Origin of the sequence: Pseudomonas sp. SWRI179 (assembly GCF_014268705.1) — a bacterium.
Lineage (GTDB): Bacteria > Pseudomonadota > Gammaproteobacteria > Pseudomonadales > Pseudomonadaceae > Aquipseudomonas > Aquipseudomonas zanjanensis.
This window is the reverse complement of the sequence record NZ_JABWRA010000048.1, coordinates 33,663-51,415: the sequence shown is the minus strand read 5'-3', so window position 1 is coordinate 51,415 and position 17,753 is coordinate 33,663. Positions and strand designations below refer to the sequence as shown.

Here is a 17,753-nt window from a genome sequence, read left to right as displayed (position 1 = left end):
GTATGCAAATCCTCAGACCACCCAAACATAACTGTGGGAGCGAGCCTGCTCGCGATGGCGGTGTATCAGTCGCTTCAAATGCCGGCTGACCTACCGCTATCGCGAGCAGGCTCGTTCCCACAAGGGATTGTGGGGTGTGCAAATCCTGAGGCCACCACAGGGAATGGTGGGCCCTCAGGCAGTCAGTGCAACCCGCAGCGCCTGGCTCAGTTGCCCATACACCTCATCAATCTCCGGCACCACGCTCTGCAAGCGCAGGTAGTCGTGGATCAGGCCGGTGAATTCGATCAGTTCCACGCTCACCCCCTGCTCTTGCAAACGCCGGGCGTAGGCGCGGCCTTCGTCCAGCAGCGGGTCATGGCCGGCCAGGGCGATCAGGGCCGGGGCCAGGCCTGGGTAACCGGGCGCCAGCAACGGCGAGAAACGCCAGTCGAGGCGATCGGTGGGCTCATTGGCGTAGTGCCGGTAGAACCACTCGAGGGTGTCGCTCTCCAGCAGATAACCTTCGCCGAACAACTCGGTGGACGGGCTGCTGGTGGACGCATCGGTCACCGGGTAGCAGAGCAATTGAAAGCACGGCTTGACCGCCAGGGAGGCGGGTTCCAAGGCCGATTGCAGCGCCAGCACCGTCGCCAGGGTCGCGCCGACGCTGTCGCCGCCGAACGCCACGCGGCTGATATCCAAACCCTCGACGTGGGCCTGCCGGGCCAGCCAGTCGAGGGCATCGGCGCCGTCGTTCAGCGGGGTCGGGAAAGTGTGTTCCGGGGCCAGGCGATAGCCCACCGACAACACCGCACAGGGTGTCCGCGCGCAGAATTCGCGGCAGACGCCGTCGTGGGATTCCAGGCTGCCGACCACATAACCACCGCCGTGAAAGTACACCAGCACCGGCAGCGCCTGGGCCGACGCCGTGGCGGGACGGTACAGCCGCAGCGCCAGCGTCGCGCCGTCACGGCTCGTGAATGAGTGCGCGGCGCACTGCACATCAGCCGGAGCGCTCCAGCGCAATTGCACCGTGGTGCGCTCGAACGCCTCACGGGCCTGGGCCGGTGTCGACAGGTGAAACGGCCCGGGGCCCTCGGCCTGGCTTTCTTCGGCCAGGTCGAGGAAAGCATTGAGTTCCGGATGCAGGGACATCGGAGGGGTTCCTTATGAAAAACCAGGGATAAAAGCTGAGCCACACAGGCCCATGCAAAACCCTGTGGCGAGGGAGCTTGCTCCCGCTGGACTGCGCAGCAGGCCCAAGTTTTTGTTCCCAGACAAAAGGCTTGGGGCCGCTTCGCGACCCAGCGGGAGCAAGCTCCCTCGCCACAGAGACAAGATTTAAGCCGCCTGCGCCACGCAGTGCTCGATCAACGCTTCCAGTTCCTCCTGGTAAGCACGCATCAAGCCCTCGACAGTCTCGGCACGGTAGCGGCGGGTGCTGAAGATGCAACGCAGCGCCAGGCGCCCGTCGTACACCTGCCCCACCACTTCCAGCCAGTTACCGAGTGCGGCATGGGGGCTGTAGCAGCTGCCGTAGCTTTCCGCCGCCGGCACCAGCAATGCCTTGTCGTCGAAGCTCTGGTCGAACTGCCCCAGGTAGTTGAACGTCACCCGGGCCTGGGGCGCACGCCCCAAGGTGGCGGCCAGCGGCTCGCCGCTCATGTAGCGCAACACGCCGTAGCCCAAGCCCTTGTTCGGCACCGCGGCCAACTGCCGCTGCACCGCCCGCACCGACGTGCCGATATCGGCTTCAGGGTTCGGGGCCAGTCGCACCGGGAACATGCTGGTGAACCAGCCCAGGCTGCGGCTCAGGTCGATGTCCTTGACCAGGTCCTCGCGACCATGCCCCTCCAACTGGATCAGCACCGAAGGCTGCTGGCTCCAACGGCACAACACCCGACTCAGCGCCGCCAGCAACACGTCGTTGATCTGCGTCTGGTAGACCGCCGGCACTTGTTTGAGCAACTGCTGGGTGTGCTGCTCCGACAAGCTCAAATGCGCCACCGACTGGTACTGCACCTGGTTCTTGCCCCGCAGGTTGTCACACGGCAACTCGCTGCCCGGCTGGTCAATCTGTTCCAGCCACCAGGCTTTTTCCTGCACCGGATAATCCAGCGCATAGGCTTGCAGGCCCTCGGCCCAGGCCCGGTAGCTGCTGGTGCGAATCGGCAGGTTCGGTGCCTGGCCCTCACTGTAGGCCGTATAAGCGGTCTGCAAATCCTGCAGCAGCAAACGCCACGACACCGTGTCGATGACCAGGTGATGAATGACCATCAACACGCGGATTTCACCGTTGCCCAAGGTCACGTGCGCCGTGCGCCACACCGGGCCGTTGTGCAGATCGAGGCTGCGTTGCACCTGTTCGGCGTACAACTCCAGTTCAGCCTCATCGGCCACGCTGTGCTGCCACAGCAAGGGTTCGCTGGCCCACTGCGCCTGCATGTCTTCCAGCGCCTGGTAATGCTGCAGGTGACGTCCGCCGGCTTCGCTGAAGCGCAGGCGCAAGGCGTCGTGCTGCTGCATCATGCCGCGCAACGCCAATTCCAACGCCGTCAGGTTCAATCCTTGGCGGGCCCGCAGCATCAGTGCCTGGTTGTAGTGATGGGGTTCGCTCATGCGCTGGTCGAACCACCACTGCTGGATCGGAATCAGGTTGAACTGCCCTTCGGCGGCCACCTGGGTCATATCCTCGGCCGTCACGGCGCGCGTGTTCGAACGCTGGTCGAAAATCGCCTCGATGGTCTGGCCGCGCATCAAGTCCCGCAGCTTGAGCTCCATCTTCAGCTCGCCATGGTTGCGCACCCGCGAGACCACTTGCAGGCTGAGGATCGAGTCACCGCCCAACTCGAAGAAATTGTCGGTGATGCCCACCCGCTCGACTTGCAACACCTCAGCCCAAACCTTGGCCAACAGTTGCTCGTCGCGGTTGCGCCCCGGCACATACTCGCTGCCCTTGAACTCCGGCTCCGGCAGGGCCTGGCGATCGAGCTTGCCGTTTGGCGTGACCGGCAACGCCTCCAGGCAGATCACCTGGGCCGGCACCATGTAGTCCGGCAATTGCGCCCGCAGTTCAGCCTTGAGCCGATCGCCGATGGCCACCCCGTCGGGGGTGACCACGTAGCCGATCAGTTGCTTGCCCGAGGCGCTGTCACGGGCGATCACCAACGCATCGCTGACATCGTCCAGTTGCCGCAGGCTGGCCTCGACTTCCCCCAGTTCGATGCGGAAGCCCCGCACCTTGATCTGGTGGTCGATACGCCCGACGTAATCGAGCACGCCGTCGGCGCGCTGGCGCACCAGATCGCCGCTGCGATACAGGCGATCGCCCGGCTGGCCGAACGGGTCCGGCACGAAGCGCTCGGCACTCAGGTCCGGGCGACGGTGATAGCCACGGGCGATGCCCGCGCCACCGATGTACAACTCGCCGGCAATGCCCGGCGGCAACGGGTTGAGGTGGTCGTCGAGCACATACAAGGCGCGCTCGCCCACCGCCCGCCCGATCGGCGCGTAGGCGGCCTCGCAACGTTGGCTGGCCGGCACCTTCCACAACATGGGTGTGACCACGGTTTCCGTCGGGCCGTAGCCGTTGGTGAAGAATTGCGGACGCAGCGCCGCCTTCACTTGCTCGAAGGTCTGGTCCGGCACCGCATCGCCGCCGAAGCAGTACACCCGCACCCGCGGTGGCGCCAGTTGGCTGTTGGCGGCGTATTCGGCCAGTTGCTTGAGGTAGGCCGGCGGGAAGCAGGCGATGGTAATGCCATGGCGGTGCAAGGCGTCGAAGGTCTGCTCCGGTGTCCACAGTGCGCCGTCGCGAATCACCAGGGTGCCGCCACTGAACAACGTGCTCAACCAGCGTTCATGGGCACCGTCGAAGGCGAACGACATGAAGTGCAGCTCACGAGTGTCCTCGTCCATGTCATACAGCCCGGCGATGGCCTGGCAGTGCATGCTCATCGGCCCGTGCGCCACGGCGACACCCTTGGGTCGACCGGTGGAACCCGAGGTGTAGATCAGGTAGGCCAGGTTGCCGCCGAGCAAACCGCTGCGCGGCGGCAAGTCGCTGTAGCCACGACTGTCGAAACCGTCGATGGCCAGGCGCGGCAAACCGTCGAGATCCGGCAAGCGCCCCTGTACCCGGCTGTGGGTCAGCAACAGCGCCATGGCCGAATCTTCGATCATGAACGCCAGGCGCTCGGGTGGATAATCGATGTCCAGCGGCACATACGCCGCGCCGCTTTTCATCACTGCCAGCAGCGCCACGACCATGTCCACCGAACGCTCCAGGGCCACGCCGACCACCACTTCCGGGCCGGCGCCGAGTTCGATCAAGCGGTGGGCCAGGCGGTTGGCCCGGCGCTCCAGTTCGCCGTAACTCAACGAATCGTCGCCACACACCAGCGCCGTGGCCTGCGGTCGCGACTGGGCATGCCGGCCAATCAGCTCCGGCAACAGCTGCGGCTGATAGCAGCCGTTCGGCGCCGCGCTCCATTGTTCGAAGGCCTGCCATTGTTCCACCGACAAGCGCTGCAAATTGCCCAGGCACGCGTGGGGTGCATGGATCATCGCTTCCAGGGTGTCTTCCATGGTCCGGCGGATGCGCTCCACCGCTTCGACGCTGAAGGCGTTGCGCAGGAACAGGTACTCGATGGACAGCGTTTCACCCAGATTGACCGCCAGGTCCATCGGGAAGTTGGTCACGTCATGGTTGCGCGACTCGCCGAAGCTAAGGCCGGTGTCCTGCTGCTCGCCCAGGCGTTCGTCGATAGGGTAGTTCTCGAACACGATGATGCTGTCGAACAAGCCCTGCCCGCCCAGGCCCGACCAGCGTTGGATGTCCGCCAGTGGCGCATGGGAATGCTCACGAAGGTCCAGGTTGTAGGCCTGCAACTGTTGCAGCCATTGATCCAGTGGCTGCTCGGGATCCAGGGTCTGGATCACCGGCAAGGTGTTGATGAACAGGCCGAGAATGTTATCGGCGTTGACCAGCCCCGCCGGACGCCCGGCGACGGTGGCGCCGAAGACCACGGTGTCCTGCCCGGTAAAGCGTTGCAGCAACAGCAGCCACGCCCCTTGGATCAAAGTATTGGGGGTGATCTGCCAGGCGCGGCAGGCCTGTTGCAGGCGAGCGGTCTGCGTCACGTCCCAGCGCGAATACAACGCCTCGTGCCCCGGCAGTGCCTCGGCGTGACGCGGGAACATCGCCTGGTTGAGGGAGGTCGCTTGCTCCAGGGTATCGAGGCGGCTGCGCCAGAAGCGTTCCAGCGCACCCTGGTCCTGGCGTTGCAGCCATTCGATGAACTCGCGGTAGCGACCATTGCGGCTGGGCACCTGCCCGTGGGCGTAGAACTGCAACACTTCACCAAACAACCGTGAACTGCTCCAGCCATCCATGAGGATGTGGTGGCAGGTCCAGATCATCTGGTAGCGATCATCTTCCAGGCGCAGCAACAGCACCCGTTGCAGGGGCGCGCGGCTCAAGTCGAAACCGGCCAGGTAGTCGGCGGTCGCCCGGGCGCTGATCGCCTGCTCGCTGATGTCCTGTCCGCGCCAGTCTTCGACCTGCAGCGGCAATTCAACGTGGCGATGGACGATTTGCACCGGCGCGCTCAAGCCATCCTGCCAGTGGAAACTGGTGCGCAGGATGTCCTCGCGCTCGATCACCGAGGTCCAGGCCCGGGCGAAACGCTGCGTGTCCAGGCCATGCACCGGTAGGCAGATCTGGTTGATGTACAAGCCGGAGCTGTCGTCGGCCAGGGTATGGAACAGCATGCCGTCCTGCATCGGCGACAGCGGATAGATGTCCTCCACCTGCGCCACCGGCACCGGCAGGCCGTTGAGTTGCGCCTGGCTCAGCCGTGCCAGCGGGAAGTCGGAAGGTGTCAGGCCCAGGTGCCCGTCGGTGCAGCAGTGGTCGATCAGTTGCTGCAACGCCACCGAGTAGGCATCGGCCAATTGCTGGAGCGTGGTCTCGTCGAAGACATCGCCACTGAAGGTCCAATCGAGGGACAACTGGCCGTTGAAAATCCGCCCGTCGAGGGTCAGCCAGTTGCCCAGCGCCACGTCGTCGCCATGCCCTGCGCCACTGCCCTCCTCACTCGGGACGAACAGCGCCTGCTCATCGAAGCTCTGGTCGAACTGCCCCAGGTAGTTGAAGGTGATGCGCGCTGGCGGCAGTTTTGCCAGCCGTTGCTGGACCGCTTCGGCACCCAGGTAACGCAGCACGCCATAGCCCAAGCCCTTGTTCGGCACTGCGCGCAGTTGTTCCTTGATCCGCTTGATCGATTCGGCCGGGTCGCTCGCCGGCGTCAGCAACACCGGGAACAGGCTGGTGAACCAACCGACGGTGCGACTCAGGTCGACGCCCTCGAACAGCTCTTCGCGGCCATGGCCTTCGAGTTGCACCAGGCAGGCCGGTTGCCCGGTCCATTGGCAGACCACTTGCGCCAATGCACTGAGCAGCAAATCGTTGACCTGGGTGCGATAGGCCGTCGGCGCTTGCTTGAGCAAACGCTGGGTCTGCTTGGCATCCAGGCGCGTGCTCACCGAACGGCCATGGGCCGCGGCCTGGCTGCCCTCGGGACGGGCCCGTGGCAACGGCGGCAAGGGCTGGTCCAGTTGCCCGACCCAGTAATCCAGTTCCTTGTTCAGGGTTTCGCTGTGGGCGTAGTCCTGCAACCGCGCGGCCCAGGCCTTGAACGCCGTGGACTTGCCCGGCAAGGCCAGCGCCTGGTTCGCCCGCAATAGGCGATATACGTTTTGCAGGTCTTCCAGCAGCACCCGCCACGACACGCCGTCCATGACCAGGTGATGAATCGCCAGGTGCAGGCGCGCACTGCCGTCCTGCACCGCGATCAGGCTGCAACGCAGCAACGGGCCGTGTTGCAGGTCGAGGCTGCGTTGCGCCTGGTCGGCGATGGCGACGATCTCGGTGGCATCCTGCGCAGTGCGCTGCCAGATCTCCAGGGGCTGCTCCTCCATGGCCTGGTGGCTGGCGTGCCAACGGCCATCGTCGGCCTGGGTGAACCGCAGGCGCAGGGCATCGTGATGGGCCACCACGTGAGCGAGGGCCTGTTGCAGGTGCGTGATGTCCAGCGGTTCGCGCGGGGTCAGCAGGACCGATTGGTTCCAGTGATCGCGGTGCGGGATATCGCTGGCGAAGAACCAGTGCTGCATCGGCACCAGCAGGCTGTCGCCGGTGACCGGCCCCTGGTCGATCAGCCCTTCGTCGGTGGCGGTGGCGACCCGCGCCAGGGCCTGGATATTCTGGTGCAGGAACAGATCCTTGGGGGTCAGGCCGATGCCTTGGGCACGCGCCCGGCTGACCACCTGGATCGAGTTGATCGAGTCGCCGCCCAGGGCGAAGAAGTTGTCGGCGGTGCCCACCCGCTCGACGCCGAGCACCCCTTGCCAGATCTCCACCAGCGCCCGCTCGGTGGCGTTGACCGGTGCGGTGAACGCCTCTTGGCGCTCGGCCAGGTCCGGCGCCGGCAGCGCCTTGCGGTCGAGCTTGCCGTTCGGGCTCAGTGGCATGTGTTCCAGGCGGGTCAGGTGCGTCGGCACCATGTGTTCCGGCAGGCTCAGGCGCAAATGGCCCAGGAGCGCTTCACGCAACTGCGACCAATCGCCGGTTGCCTCGGCCTGGGCGACCACGTAGCCGCTCAGCACCTTGCCGCTGCGGCTGTCCTGGGCCACTACCACCGCTTCGCGCACCGCACCGTGTTCGAGCAGACGTGCTTCGATTTCCCCCAACTCGATACGGAACCCACGGATTTTCACCTGATGGTCGATCCGACCGATGTAGTCGATCACCCCGTCCGAGCGATAGCGCGCCAGGTCGCCGGTGCGGTACAGCCGCTCGCCGGCCACGAACGGGCTGGCGACGAAACGCTCGGCGGTCAGTTCGGGACGGCGGTGATAACCGCGGGCCAGGCCCTGGCCGCTGAGGTACAGCTCGCCGTTGACGCCGCTCGGCACCGGGTTCAGCTCATCGTCGAGGATGTAGGTCATCAGGTTGGCAATCGGCTCGCCAATGGGCACTGCATCGCGCCCTTCGTCGCGGCAGGTCCAATGGGTCACGTCGATGGCCGCTTCGGTCGGACCGTAGAGGTTATACAGCCGGGCATTGGGCAACTTGGCGAACACCTGCTGCTGGGCATCCACCGGCAGGGCTTCGCCGCTGCAGACGATGCGAGACAGGCTGGTGCAACGGCTGACGTTGGCGTCGAGCACGAACGCTTGCAGCATCGACGGCACGAAATGCAGGGTGGTGATGGTTTCCCGTTCGATCAGGCTGACCAGTTTTTGCGGGTCACGATGATCGCCCGGTGCCGCGACGACCAGGCGCACGCCGGTCATCAACGGCCAGAAGAACTCCCAGACCGACACGTCGAAACTGAACGGCGTCTTCTGCAGGACACTGTCACCAGCGCCCAGGCCATAGGCCTGTTGCATCCAGCACAAGCGGTTGGTCAGCGCGCCATGGCTGTTGCCGGCGCCCTTGGGATTGCCGGTGGAGCCAGAGGTGTAGATCACATAAGCCAAGTTCTCGGCGACGACCCGGACAGGCGGATTGTCGGTGGGGTTGTCGCGCAACCAATCGTCATCCCCATCCAGCACCAGCGTCTTGACGCCACCCTCTGTGGGAGCGAGCCTGCTCGCGAAGAGGCCATCACATTCAACATCAATATCGACTGTCAGGCCGCTATCGCGAGCAGGCTCGCTCCCACAGAATTGATTGAGCAATGAGCTCTGGGTCAGCAGCAGCTCGATGCCACTGTCCTCGATCATGTAGGCCAGGCGCTCCGGCGGGTAATCCGGGTCCAGCGGCACGTAGGCGCCGCCGGCCTTGAGGATCGCCAGCAGGCCAACGACCATTTCCACGCTGCGCTGCACCGAGATGCCCACCAGCACATCCGGGCCGACGCCGCGAGCGATCAAGGCGTGGGCCAGCTGGTTGGCGCGGGCGTTGAGCTGGGCATAGCTCAGCGACTGCCCTTCGAACACCAGCGCCTCGGCGTTGGGGTCACGCTCGACCTGGGCTTCGATCAACTGATGCACCGGGAGATGGTTCGGGTAATCGGCGAAGGTGCGGTTCCAGTCCTCGACGATCAGGCGCCGCTGCGCCCCGTCCAGCATCGGCAGTTCGGCGATGCGCTGGGTCGGGTTGGCGACGATGGCGCGCAACAGGTTCAGCCAATGCTCGCCGAGGCGGGCGATGGTGCTCGGCTCGAACAGGTCGCTGGCGTAGGTCAGCGCGGCGCTGAGGCCATCGGCGTATTCGAAGGTGTCCAGGGTCAGGTCGAACTGGGCGGTGCCTGCATCCCAGGTCAGTGGCTCCAGGCTCAGGCCCGGCAACGCCGACAGGTCCCGGCGGGCATCGCTGGCATGGTTGAACATCACCTGGAACAGCGGCGTGTGGCTCAGGTTGCGCGCTGGCTCCAGCCGTTCCACCAGTTGTTCAAACGGCAGGTCCTGGTGGGCCTGGGCACCCAATGCGCGTTGCTTGACCTGATCGAGCAACTGGTCGAATCGCAGGTTGCCGTCGATGTCGGCCTTGAGCACCTGGGTGTTGACGAAGAAGCCCAGCAGGCGCTCGGTTTCCACCCGGTTGCGGTTGGCAATCGGCACGCCGACGCGGATGTCGTCCTGGCCGCTGTAGCGGTGCAACAAGGTCTGCAAGCCGGCGAGCAAGAGCATGAACAGCGTGCTGTTGTGCTGCTGGGCCAGGCGCTTGAGGCCTTCGGCCAACGCCGGTTCGATGACGATGGGCAGCCGTGCGCCGCGATAACTTTGCTGGGCCGGGCGCGGATGGTCGGTCGGCAGTTCGAGAATCGGTTGCTCGCCGCCCAACTGCTCTATCCAGTAGTCGAGTTGACGCTGCTGCTCCCCCGCCGCCAGCCATTGCCGCTGCCAGTGCGCGTAGTCGGCGTACTGGATCGGCAGCGGCGCCAGCTCCACGGCCTGGCCCTGGCTGAAACCTGCGTACAACTGCAGCAGGTCGTCGACCATGATCTGCATCGACCAGGCATCGGAGACGATGTGGTGCTGGGTCAGGATCAGCACATGGTCATCAGCCCCCAATTGCAGCCACTTGACCCGCAGCAACGGACCGCGCTGCAAATCGAACAACTGCCGGGTTTCGGCTTCGATCAAACCGCGCAAGGCCTGGTCATCGACAGTGGCGTCGATTGATTCGACCGCCAGGGCCAGCGGCGCCGGTTCGTCGATCACTTGCAGGGGGCGCTCGTTGTCGAGCAAGAAGCGGGTCCGCAGGCTCTCATGACGCGCCACCAGCGCATCGAAGCTCTGTTGCAGCGCGGCACGGTCGAGGGCACCGCGCAAACGCAGCGCTGCGGGAATGTGATAGGCGCTGCTGGTGGGTTCCAGTTGCCAGAGGAACCACTGTCGTTGCTGGGCAAAAGAGAGCGCCAGCGGCTGGTCGCGAGCAATGCGTGGGATGCTCGCTTCATCGTGCGCCGATGCCGTGCCCATGGCCTCGACAAACGCCCGCAGGCTGTGATGGGCGAACAACAGGCGCAACGGCACCTGAATATTCAGTTGCTGGCGAATCCGTGACATCACCTGGGTCGCCAGCAAGGAGTGGCCACCCAGTTCAAAGAAACTGTCGTCCAGGCCGACCCGCTGGACCTTGAGGATATCGGCCCAGATCGTCGCCACCGCCTGCTGCGTGGGCGTCTGCGGCGCGACATAGGTTTTCTGCCATTGGCTGGCATCGGGCTTGGGCAATTGCTTGCGATCCAGCTTGCCGTTGGGCGTCAGCGGGAAGCGCGGCAACAGCACCACGTGGGACGGCACCATGTAGTCGGGCAGGTTGACCTTGAGCCGTGTGGTGAGGCTGTCGCGCAGGCCGCTCTGGGCGGTGGCGTCCAGGTCACTCAATTCAGCGCTCGGCACGATGTACGCCACCAACGCCTGGCCGCCCGGCGCGTCCTGGGCCAGCACCGCCGCTTCGCGCACGCTGTCCTGTTCCAGCAGACGTGCCTCGATCTCTCCCAGCTCGATGCGAAAGCCGCGGATCTTCACTTGATGGTCGATGCGCCCGAGGTATTCAAGGATCCCGTCGGCACGCTGGCGCGCCAGGTCACCGGTGCGATACAGACGCTCGCCGGCGACAAACGGATGGGGCACGAAGCGTTCGGCGGTCAGCGCCGGGCGCTGGAAATAACCACGGGCCAGGCCCTGGCCGCCGATCAGCAATTCCCCGGCCACGCCATAAGGCACCGGCATCAGGTCGGCACCGACGATGTACAGCGTGGTGTTGTCGATGGGCCCGCCGAGCCACGGTTGCGCGGCCTGGGTTTGCAACGGGTGCAAGGCCGACCAGATGGTGGTTTCCGTCGGGCCGTAGAGGTTCCACACTTCACCGCCGAGGGCGAGCATGCGCACGGCCAGTTCCCGGGGCAACGCCTCGCCCCCGCACAGGCATTTGCAGCCGCGCAGACCCTGGGCGTTTTCATTGTCCAGCAACATGCGCCAGGTCGACGGCGTGGCCTGCAGCACATTGACCTGCTCGGCCGCGATCAATGCCAACACCGCGTACGGATCCTGGGCGACGTGTTGGCCGGTCAGCACGATGCAGGCGCCGACCATCAGCGGCACGTAGATCTCCAGGCCGAAAATATCGAACGAGAACGTGGTCAGCGACAACGCCCGGTCCTGGGCCGTCATGCCCGGTGCCTTGGTCATGCTCGCGACGAAGTTGGTCAGCGCGCCGTGGCGCACCATGACGCCCTTGGGCTTGCCGGTGGAGCCGGAGGTGTAGATCGCGTAGGCCAGGTGTTCCGCATCCAGGCGCGTTGCCGGTGCCTCGCAGCTATAGCCGTCGAGCCAGTCACCCTCCTGGTCCAATACCAATGTCTTGACGCCAACCCCCGCCCCTGTGGGAGCGAGCCTGCTCGCGATAGCGTCGGCACACCCACCATCGCCATCGACTGAACCACCGCCTTCGCGAGCAGGCTCGCTCCCACAGGGTGCTGAGAATTGGTTGAGCAGCGAACGTTGGGTCAGCAGCAGCTCGATGCCGCTGTCTTCGATCATGTACGCCAGGCGGTCCTGGGGGAACGCCGGGTCCAGCGGCAAGTAGGCGCCGCCGGCCTTGAGGATCGCCAGCAGGCCCACCAGCATGTGCGCGCTGCGCTCCACGGCAATGCCCACCAGGACATCGGAAGTCACGCCGAGGCTCTGCAGTTTCCCCGCCAGTTGATTGGCCCGGGCATTGAGTTGGCCGTAGCTCCAGCGCTCGCCGTCGATCACCAGCGCCGGGGCGTCCGGGGTGCGCGCCGCTTGTCGCTCGAATAGTTGGTGGACAAAACCCGCCTCGGGCGCCGGCACCGCGGTGCGCTGGCCGTCGTCGAGCAGGGCCTGGCGCTCGGCTGCGTCGAGCAATGGCAATTCACCGATGCGCTGCGCCGGGTCGGCCACGATGGCCCGCAACAGGTTCTGCCAATGCCCGGCCATGCGCGCAATCGTCTCGGCGCCAAACAGGTCGGTGGCATAGATCAGTGCAGCCGAAAGGCCTTCGCCATGCTCGACGGTTTCCAGGGTCAGGTCGAATTGTGCCGTGTGAGAATCCCAGCTCAGCCCCTCGACTTTCAACGCACCGACCGGCCCCTCGCCCGCCGGGCCTTGGGTCCGGTGGTTGAACATCACTTGGAACAGCGGGCTGTGGCTCAGGTTGCGCTCAGGCTGCAACGCTTCGACCAATTGTTCGAACGGCAGCTCCTGGTGAGCCTGGGCGCCCAGGGCTGTCTGTTTCACTTGTTGCAGCAAGGCGCCAAACGCATCCTCGCTCTGCACATCGCTGCCCTGCACCTGGGTATTGACGAAAAAGCCGATCAGGCGCTCGGTCTCGACCCGGTTGCGGTTGGCCGTCGGCACGCCGACGCGGATGTCGTTCTGGCCGCTGTAGCGATGCAGCAGCGCTTGGAACGAGGCCAGCAAAATCATGAACAGGCTGACGCCCTCACGCTGGGCCATGTGCTTGAGGTCGCCGGCCAGTACCCCGTCGATGGCGAGCTCCAGTCGCGCGCCGCGATAGCTCATCACCGCCGGACGGGGGAAATCGGTCGGCAGTTCCAGCACCGGTTGCTGGCCCCCCAAGCGTGCGGTCCAGTATTCCAACTGGCGTTCGCGCTCGCCCGCTTCCATCCAGTGCCGCTGCCAGATGGCGTAGTCGGTGTACTGGATCGGCAGCGCCGGTAGTTCCAGCGCGCGGCCCTGGCTGAAGGCGGCGTAGCCGTTGACCAATTCCTCGACCATCACCTGCATCGACCAGCCATCGGCAACGATGTGGTGCAAGGTCACGATCAACACGTGATCATCCGCCGCCAACCGCAGCAGGCGCGTACGCAGCAGCGGCCCCTGTTGCAGGTCGAAGAGCTGGCGAGTTTCTGCTTCGATCAACCGGCGCAGCTGCGTCTCGTCCGGCAATGGTTCCAGGGCGTCGGCCTGCAAACGCACCGGCGCCGCCGCGTGCACTTGCTGCACGACCTGCTCGCCATGGATCTGGAAGGTGGTGCGCAGGCTCTCGTGACGCGCCACCAACGCCGTGAAACTTTGCTCCAGCGCAGCGATGTCCAGCGGCCCGCGCAAGCGCAGGGCCGTGGGCATGTGATAAGCCGCGCTCTCGGGGTCCAACTGCCAGAGGAACCATTGGCGTTCCTGGGCAAACGACAGCGACAACGTGTCGAACTCGGCACTGACAGGCGCAATGGGCAGGTTCGCCGGGGAAACGTTCTCTTCAAGCATTTTCTGCAAGTACAAGCGACGTTTTTCCAGCGGCAGCGTTATGAAGCGCCTGGCAATACGTTGTGCGACAGCGGTGTCCATCAAACCTCCTCAAATTCATCGAGCAGCGCTTCAAGCTTGCTCAATTTCGACGTACTCATGGGTTCGCCGGCAGGCTCGAGTTGCGCCACGAACGCGCCGAGTACCGGGAATTGGAAAATCAGTTGCGGGGTCAAGGTCAGGCCCAGTTCCAGTTGCAGGCGCGAGACCACGCTCACCACCAGCAGCGAATGCCCGCCCAGCTCGAAGAAGTCGTCGCCCAGCCCGACCTGCTCGACCTTGAGCACGTCTTGCCAGATCGCCGCGACCCGGCATTCCAGGTCGCTCCGGGGCGCCAGGTAAGCCGGTTGCAGGGCACGGGTGCCCGGTGCCGGCAAGGCCTTGCGATCGAGCTTGCCGTTGGGGGTCAGCGGCAAGCGGTCGAGGAAGACCCAATGGGTCGGCACCATGAAGTCCGGCACCTGGGCCGCCAGTCGCGCCTTGAGTCGGTCGCCCAGGCTGGCCGAATCCAGGGAGCCGTCCTGGCCGACCAGATAGGCCACCAGGTTCGGTCCGCTCACGTCGTCCCGCGCCAGCACCACCGCATCGCGCACCTCGGCATCGGCCTGCAGGCGCGCTTCGATTTCCCCCAGTTCGATGCGCAGGCCACGGATCTTCACTTGATGGTCGATCCGGCCGAGGTACTCGATCACCCCGTCCGCGCCATAACGCGCCAGGTCACCGGTGCGATACAGGCGACCGCCCGCAACGGGGGCGAACGGATCGGGAATGAAACGCTCGGCGCTCAGGGCCGGTCGCTGGTGGTAACCACGGGCCAGGGAATCACCGGCGATGTGCAACTCGCCGACGGCGCCCACGGCGCAAGGCTGCAATGCCGCATCCAGCACGTAGGTGCGCACGTTATCGATGGGACGACCAATGGCGATGATTCGCTCGGCGTCGTCCTCGCTGTCGCGCACCACGGCATGGCTGCTGGTGTCGATGGTCGCTTCGGTCGGGCCATACAGGTTGCGCAGTTCACCCTCGAACAGCGCCATGACCTGGCGCGACAGGTGCGCGCTGAGGGCTTCGCCACCGCACAGCAGCAGGCGCAGGGAGGCCAGCTGTTCGCGGGTCGCCACTGGCAGCAAGGCCTGCAACAGCGACGGCGCCATTTGCAGCACGCTGATGCGCCACCGCGCCACGTCGGCCCAGAGGGTGGTCAGGTCGAGGTTCAGGTGCGGGTTGGCGAGCACCAGCTGCGCGCCGCTCATCAACGGCAGCCAGAACTCCCAGACCGAGGCATCGAAGCTGATCGCGGTTTTCTGCAGGACGCGGTCGGCGGCCGTCAGTTTCAAGCAACCTTGCATCCACGCCATGTGGTTGCTCAGGGCGGCATGGCGCAAGGTCACGCCCTTGGGCTTGCCGGTAGAGCCGGAGGTGTAGATCACATAAGCGAGGTTTTCGCCGTCGATGACCACGCCAGGGTCGCGCTCGCTGTAGCCGGCCAGCCATTGCCCGGGTTGATCCAACAGCAGCGCGGCCACGGCAGCGTCGCCGAACAGCGGCAGCACCTCGGTTTCAGTGAGCAGCAAGGCGATGCCGCTGTCCTCGACCATGTACGCCAGGCGATCCCGGGGATAGGCCGGGTCCAGCGGCACGTAGGCGCCACCGGCCTTGAGCACTGCCAGCAAGCCGACGACCATCTGCACGCTGCGCGACAACGCCAGGCCCACCAAGACATCGGGGCCAATGCCGCGTTCGATCAAGCCATGGGCCAGGCGATTGGCCCGGGCATTGAGCTCGGCGTAAGTGAGCGTTTCCTGCTCGCTGACCAGGGCGACCGCGTCGGGGCTGCTTTGGGCCTGGGCCTCGATCCATTGATGAACCAGGCGCCGAGGCGGTTCCACCACCGACGTGGCGTTCCAGTCGCCCAGCAGCCTGTCGCGGGTCGTCGCATCCAGCAGTTGGATGTCGCCCACGCAACCGCCAGCCGGCAGGCTCACCATCTGCGCGAGCATGTGTGCCACCTGCTCAGCCAGGCGCTCGACGGTGTGTGTAGGGAAAGCAGCATGGGCATAGGTGAAGTGCAGGCTCAGGATGTCAGTTAGATTGACGGCCAGGGTCAACGGGAAATTAGTCTGTTCCTGGCTGGCCACGCTGCCGAAGCTCAAGCCCGAGGACGCCTGCTCTTGCAGGGCCTGGGACACGGGGTAGTTTTCGAACACCAGCAAGGTGTCGAACAAACCGTCGCCGCCCTGCCCGGCCCAGCGCTGGATCTCGAACAGCGGCGTATGTTCGTGCTCGCGCAAGGCCACGTTCTGGCCTTGGACCTGTAGCAGCAGCTCGCTCAGCGCTTGCTCCGGACGCGGGCTGGCGATGACCGGCAAGGTGTTGATGAACAGGCCGATCTGCTGTTCGACGCCCTTGAGCTCGCTCGGACGCCCCGACACGGTGGCGCCGAAGGCCACGGTGGCGTGTCCGGTGTAGTGCTGCAGCAGCAACAGCCAGGTCGCCTGGACGACGGTGTTGAGGGTGACTTTCTGCTGGCGGGCGAACTCACCCAGGCGCTGGGTCTGCTCGGGCGTCAGGTGGTGATAGTGGCTGGCGTGGCTGCTTTCCAGCGCCGATTGCAGCGGCGCGAAACGGGTCTCGGCCAGACGCGTCGGCGCCTCCAGGGGTTGCAGTTGCGCCAGCCAGAAGGTTTCGCTGGCCTGGGCGTCGCGGCCTTGCAGCCAGGCGATGTAGTCCCGATAGCGCCCGGCCGGGCGCGGCAGGGCCTGGCCGTCATAGCGTTGCAGCACCTCGCCGAGCAACTGCGAGTTGCTCCAGCCATCCATCAGGATGTGGTGATGGGTGTAAATCAGGTGATAACGCCGCTCGGCGGTGCGCACCAGCACCAGGCGCAGTAACGGCTCGCAGGCCAGGTCGAAGCCCTGCTCGCGTTCGGCATCCGCCAGTGCGTCCAGGGCCTGGCTGGCATCGGTGCGGGCGCTCCAGTCCAGGGAGGTGAATGGCACGCGCACCTGCTTGTGCACCACCTGCACCGGGCGCTCGCTGCCCTGCCAGATAAAACTGCTGCGCAGAATGTCATGGGCATCGACCGCCGCTTGCCAGGCCGCCTCGAAACGCCGGGGGTCGAGGCCTTCAATGTCCAGGCGCATCTGGTTGATGTACTGGCCGCTGCCCGCCTCGTAGAGGCTGTGGAACAACATGCCCTGCTGCATCGGTGCCAGCGGGTAAAGGTCTTCCACGCCGCGCGCCGACAGCGCCAGGCCATCGAGCTGCGCCTGGGTCAGGCCGGCCAGGGGGAAATCCGTCGGCGTCATGCCCTGGTTCGTCGGGTCACAGCAATGGGCGATCAGCAGCGCCAGCTCGCTGGCGTAGTCATCGGCCAGCTGCTGGATGATCGCCGGCTCGAACTGTCGCTGGCTGAACGTCCAGCCCAACCGCAGCGCGCCATCGAACACCTGGCCGTTGAGCGTCAGCCAGTTGCCCAAGGTGGTCAGCGGGCTTTGCTCGTCACCGGCGCTTTCGCTGGCCGGGCTGAACAGCGCGCCTTGGTCCTGATCGAAACTGCCGTCGAACTGACCGAGGTAGTTGAACGTGATGCGCGGCACCGGCAGTGCTTCCAGGGCCGCCCGGCTGGCGTCGTCGCCCAGGTAACGCAGCGCACCGAACCCCACGCCTTTGTCGGGAATCGTCCGCAGCCCTTGCTTGATCGACTTGATCGAGTCCGCCAGTTCGACGGCCGGCGACAACCGCACCGGGAACAGGCTGGTGAACCATCCCACCGTGCGAGTCAGGTCGACGTTGGCGAACAGCTCTTCGCGGCCATGGCCTTCGAGCTGGAGCAACAGGCTGTCGTGGCCGGTCCAGCGGCAGATCACCCGGGCCAGGGCCGTGAGCAACAGGTCGTTGACCTGGGTGCGATAGGCCGCCGGCGCCTCTTGCAGCAACTGCCGGGTCAAGTGCGCGTCGAG

At 65.3% G+C, this 17,753-nt stretch carries 3 protein-coding genes (1 of these 3 only partly in view); all 3 read right to left on the bottom strand.

Going from position 1 to position 17,753, the window contains the following annotated elements; genetic code table 11:
• Positions 1 to 174 precede the first annotated feature (174 nt).
• Complete coding sequence (locus HU767_RS22905; protein WP_186730532.1) at positions 175 to 1,137, bottom strand: alpha/beta hydrolase; 963 nt, start codon at positions 1,135 to 1,137, stop codon at positions 175 to 177.
• Positions 1,138 to 1,323: 186 nt separating this feature from the next.
• Positions 1,324 to 13,833: a non-ribosomal peptide synthase/polyketide synthase gene (locus HU767_RS22900; RefSeq protein WP_186730531.1), complete on the bottom strand. Its 12,510-nt coding sequence runs from the start codon at positions 13,831 to 13,833 to the stop codon at positions 1,324 to 1,326.
• Positions 13,833 to 17,753: the 3' end of a non-ribosomal peptide synthetase gene (locus tag HU767_RS29090; protein ID WP_186730530.1), read on the bottom strand. Its footprint extends 7,167 nt past the window's final position; only the last 3,921 of its 11,088 coding nucleotides appear in the window; the start codon falls outside the window, past its right edge — the gene reads right to left on this strand; its stop codon occupies positions 13,833 to 13,835. Before HU767_RS29090 ends, HU767_RS22900 begins: the two co-directional genes overlap by 1 nt.

Bases quoted from the DNA above. Each gene is read 5' to 3' on its own strand.
- HU767_RS22905 (WP_186730532.1), bottom strand. From the start codon at position 1,137: ATGTCCCTGCATCCGGAACTCAATGCTTTCCTCGACCTGGCCGAAGAA.
- HU767_RS22900 (WP_186730531.1), bottom strand. From the start codon at position 13,833: ATGGACACCGCTGTCGCACAACGTATTGCCAGGCGCTTCATAACGCTG.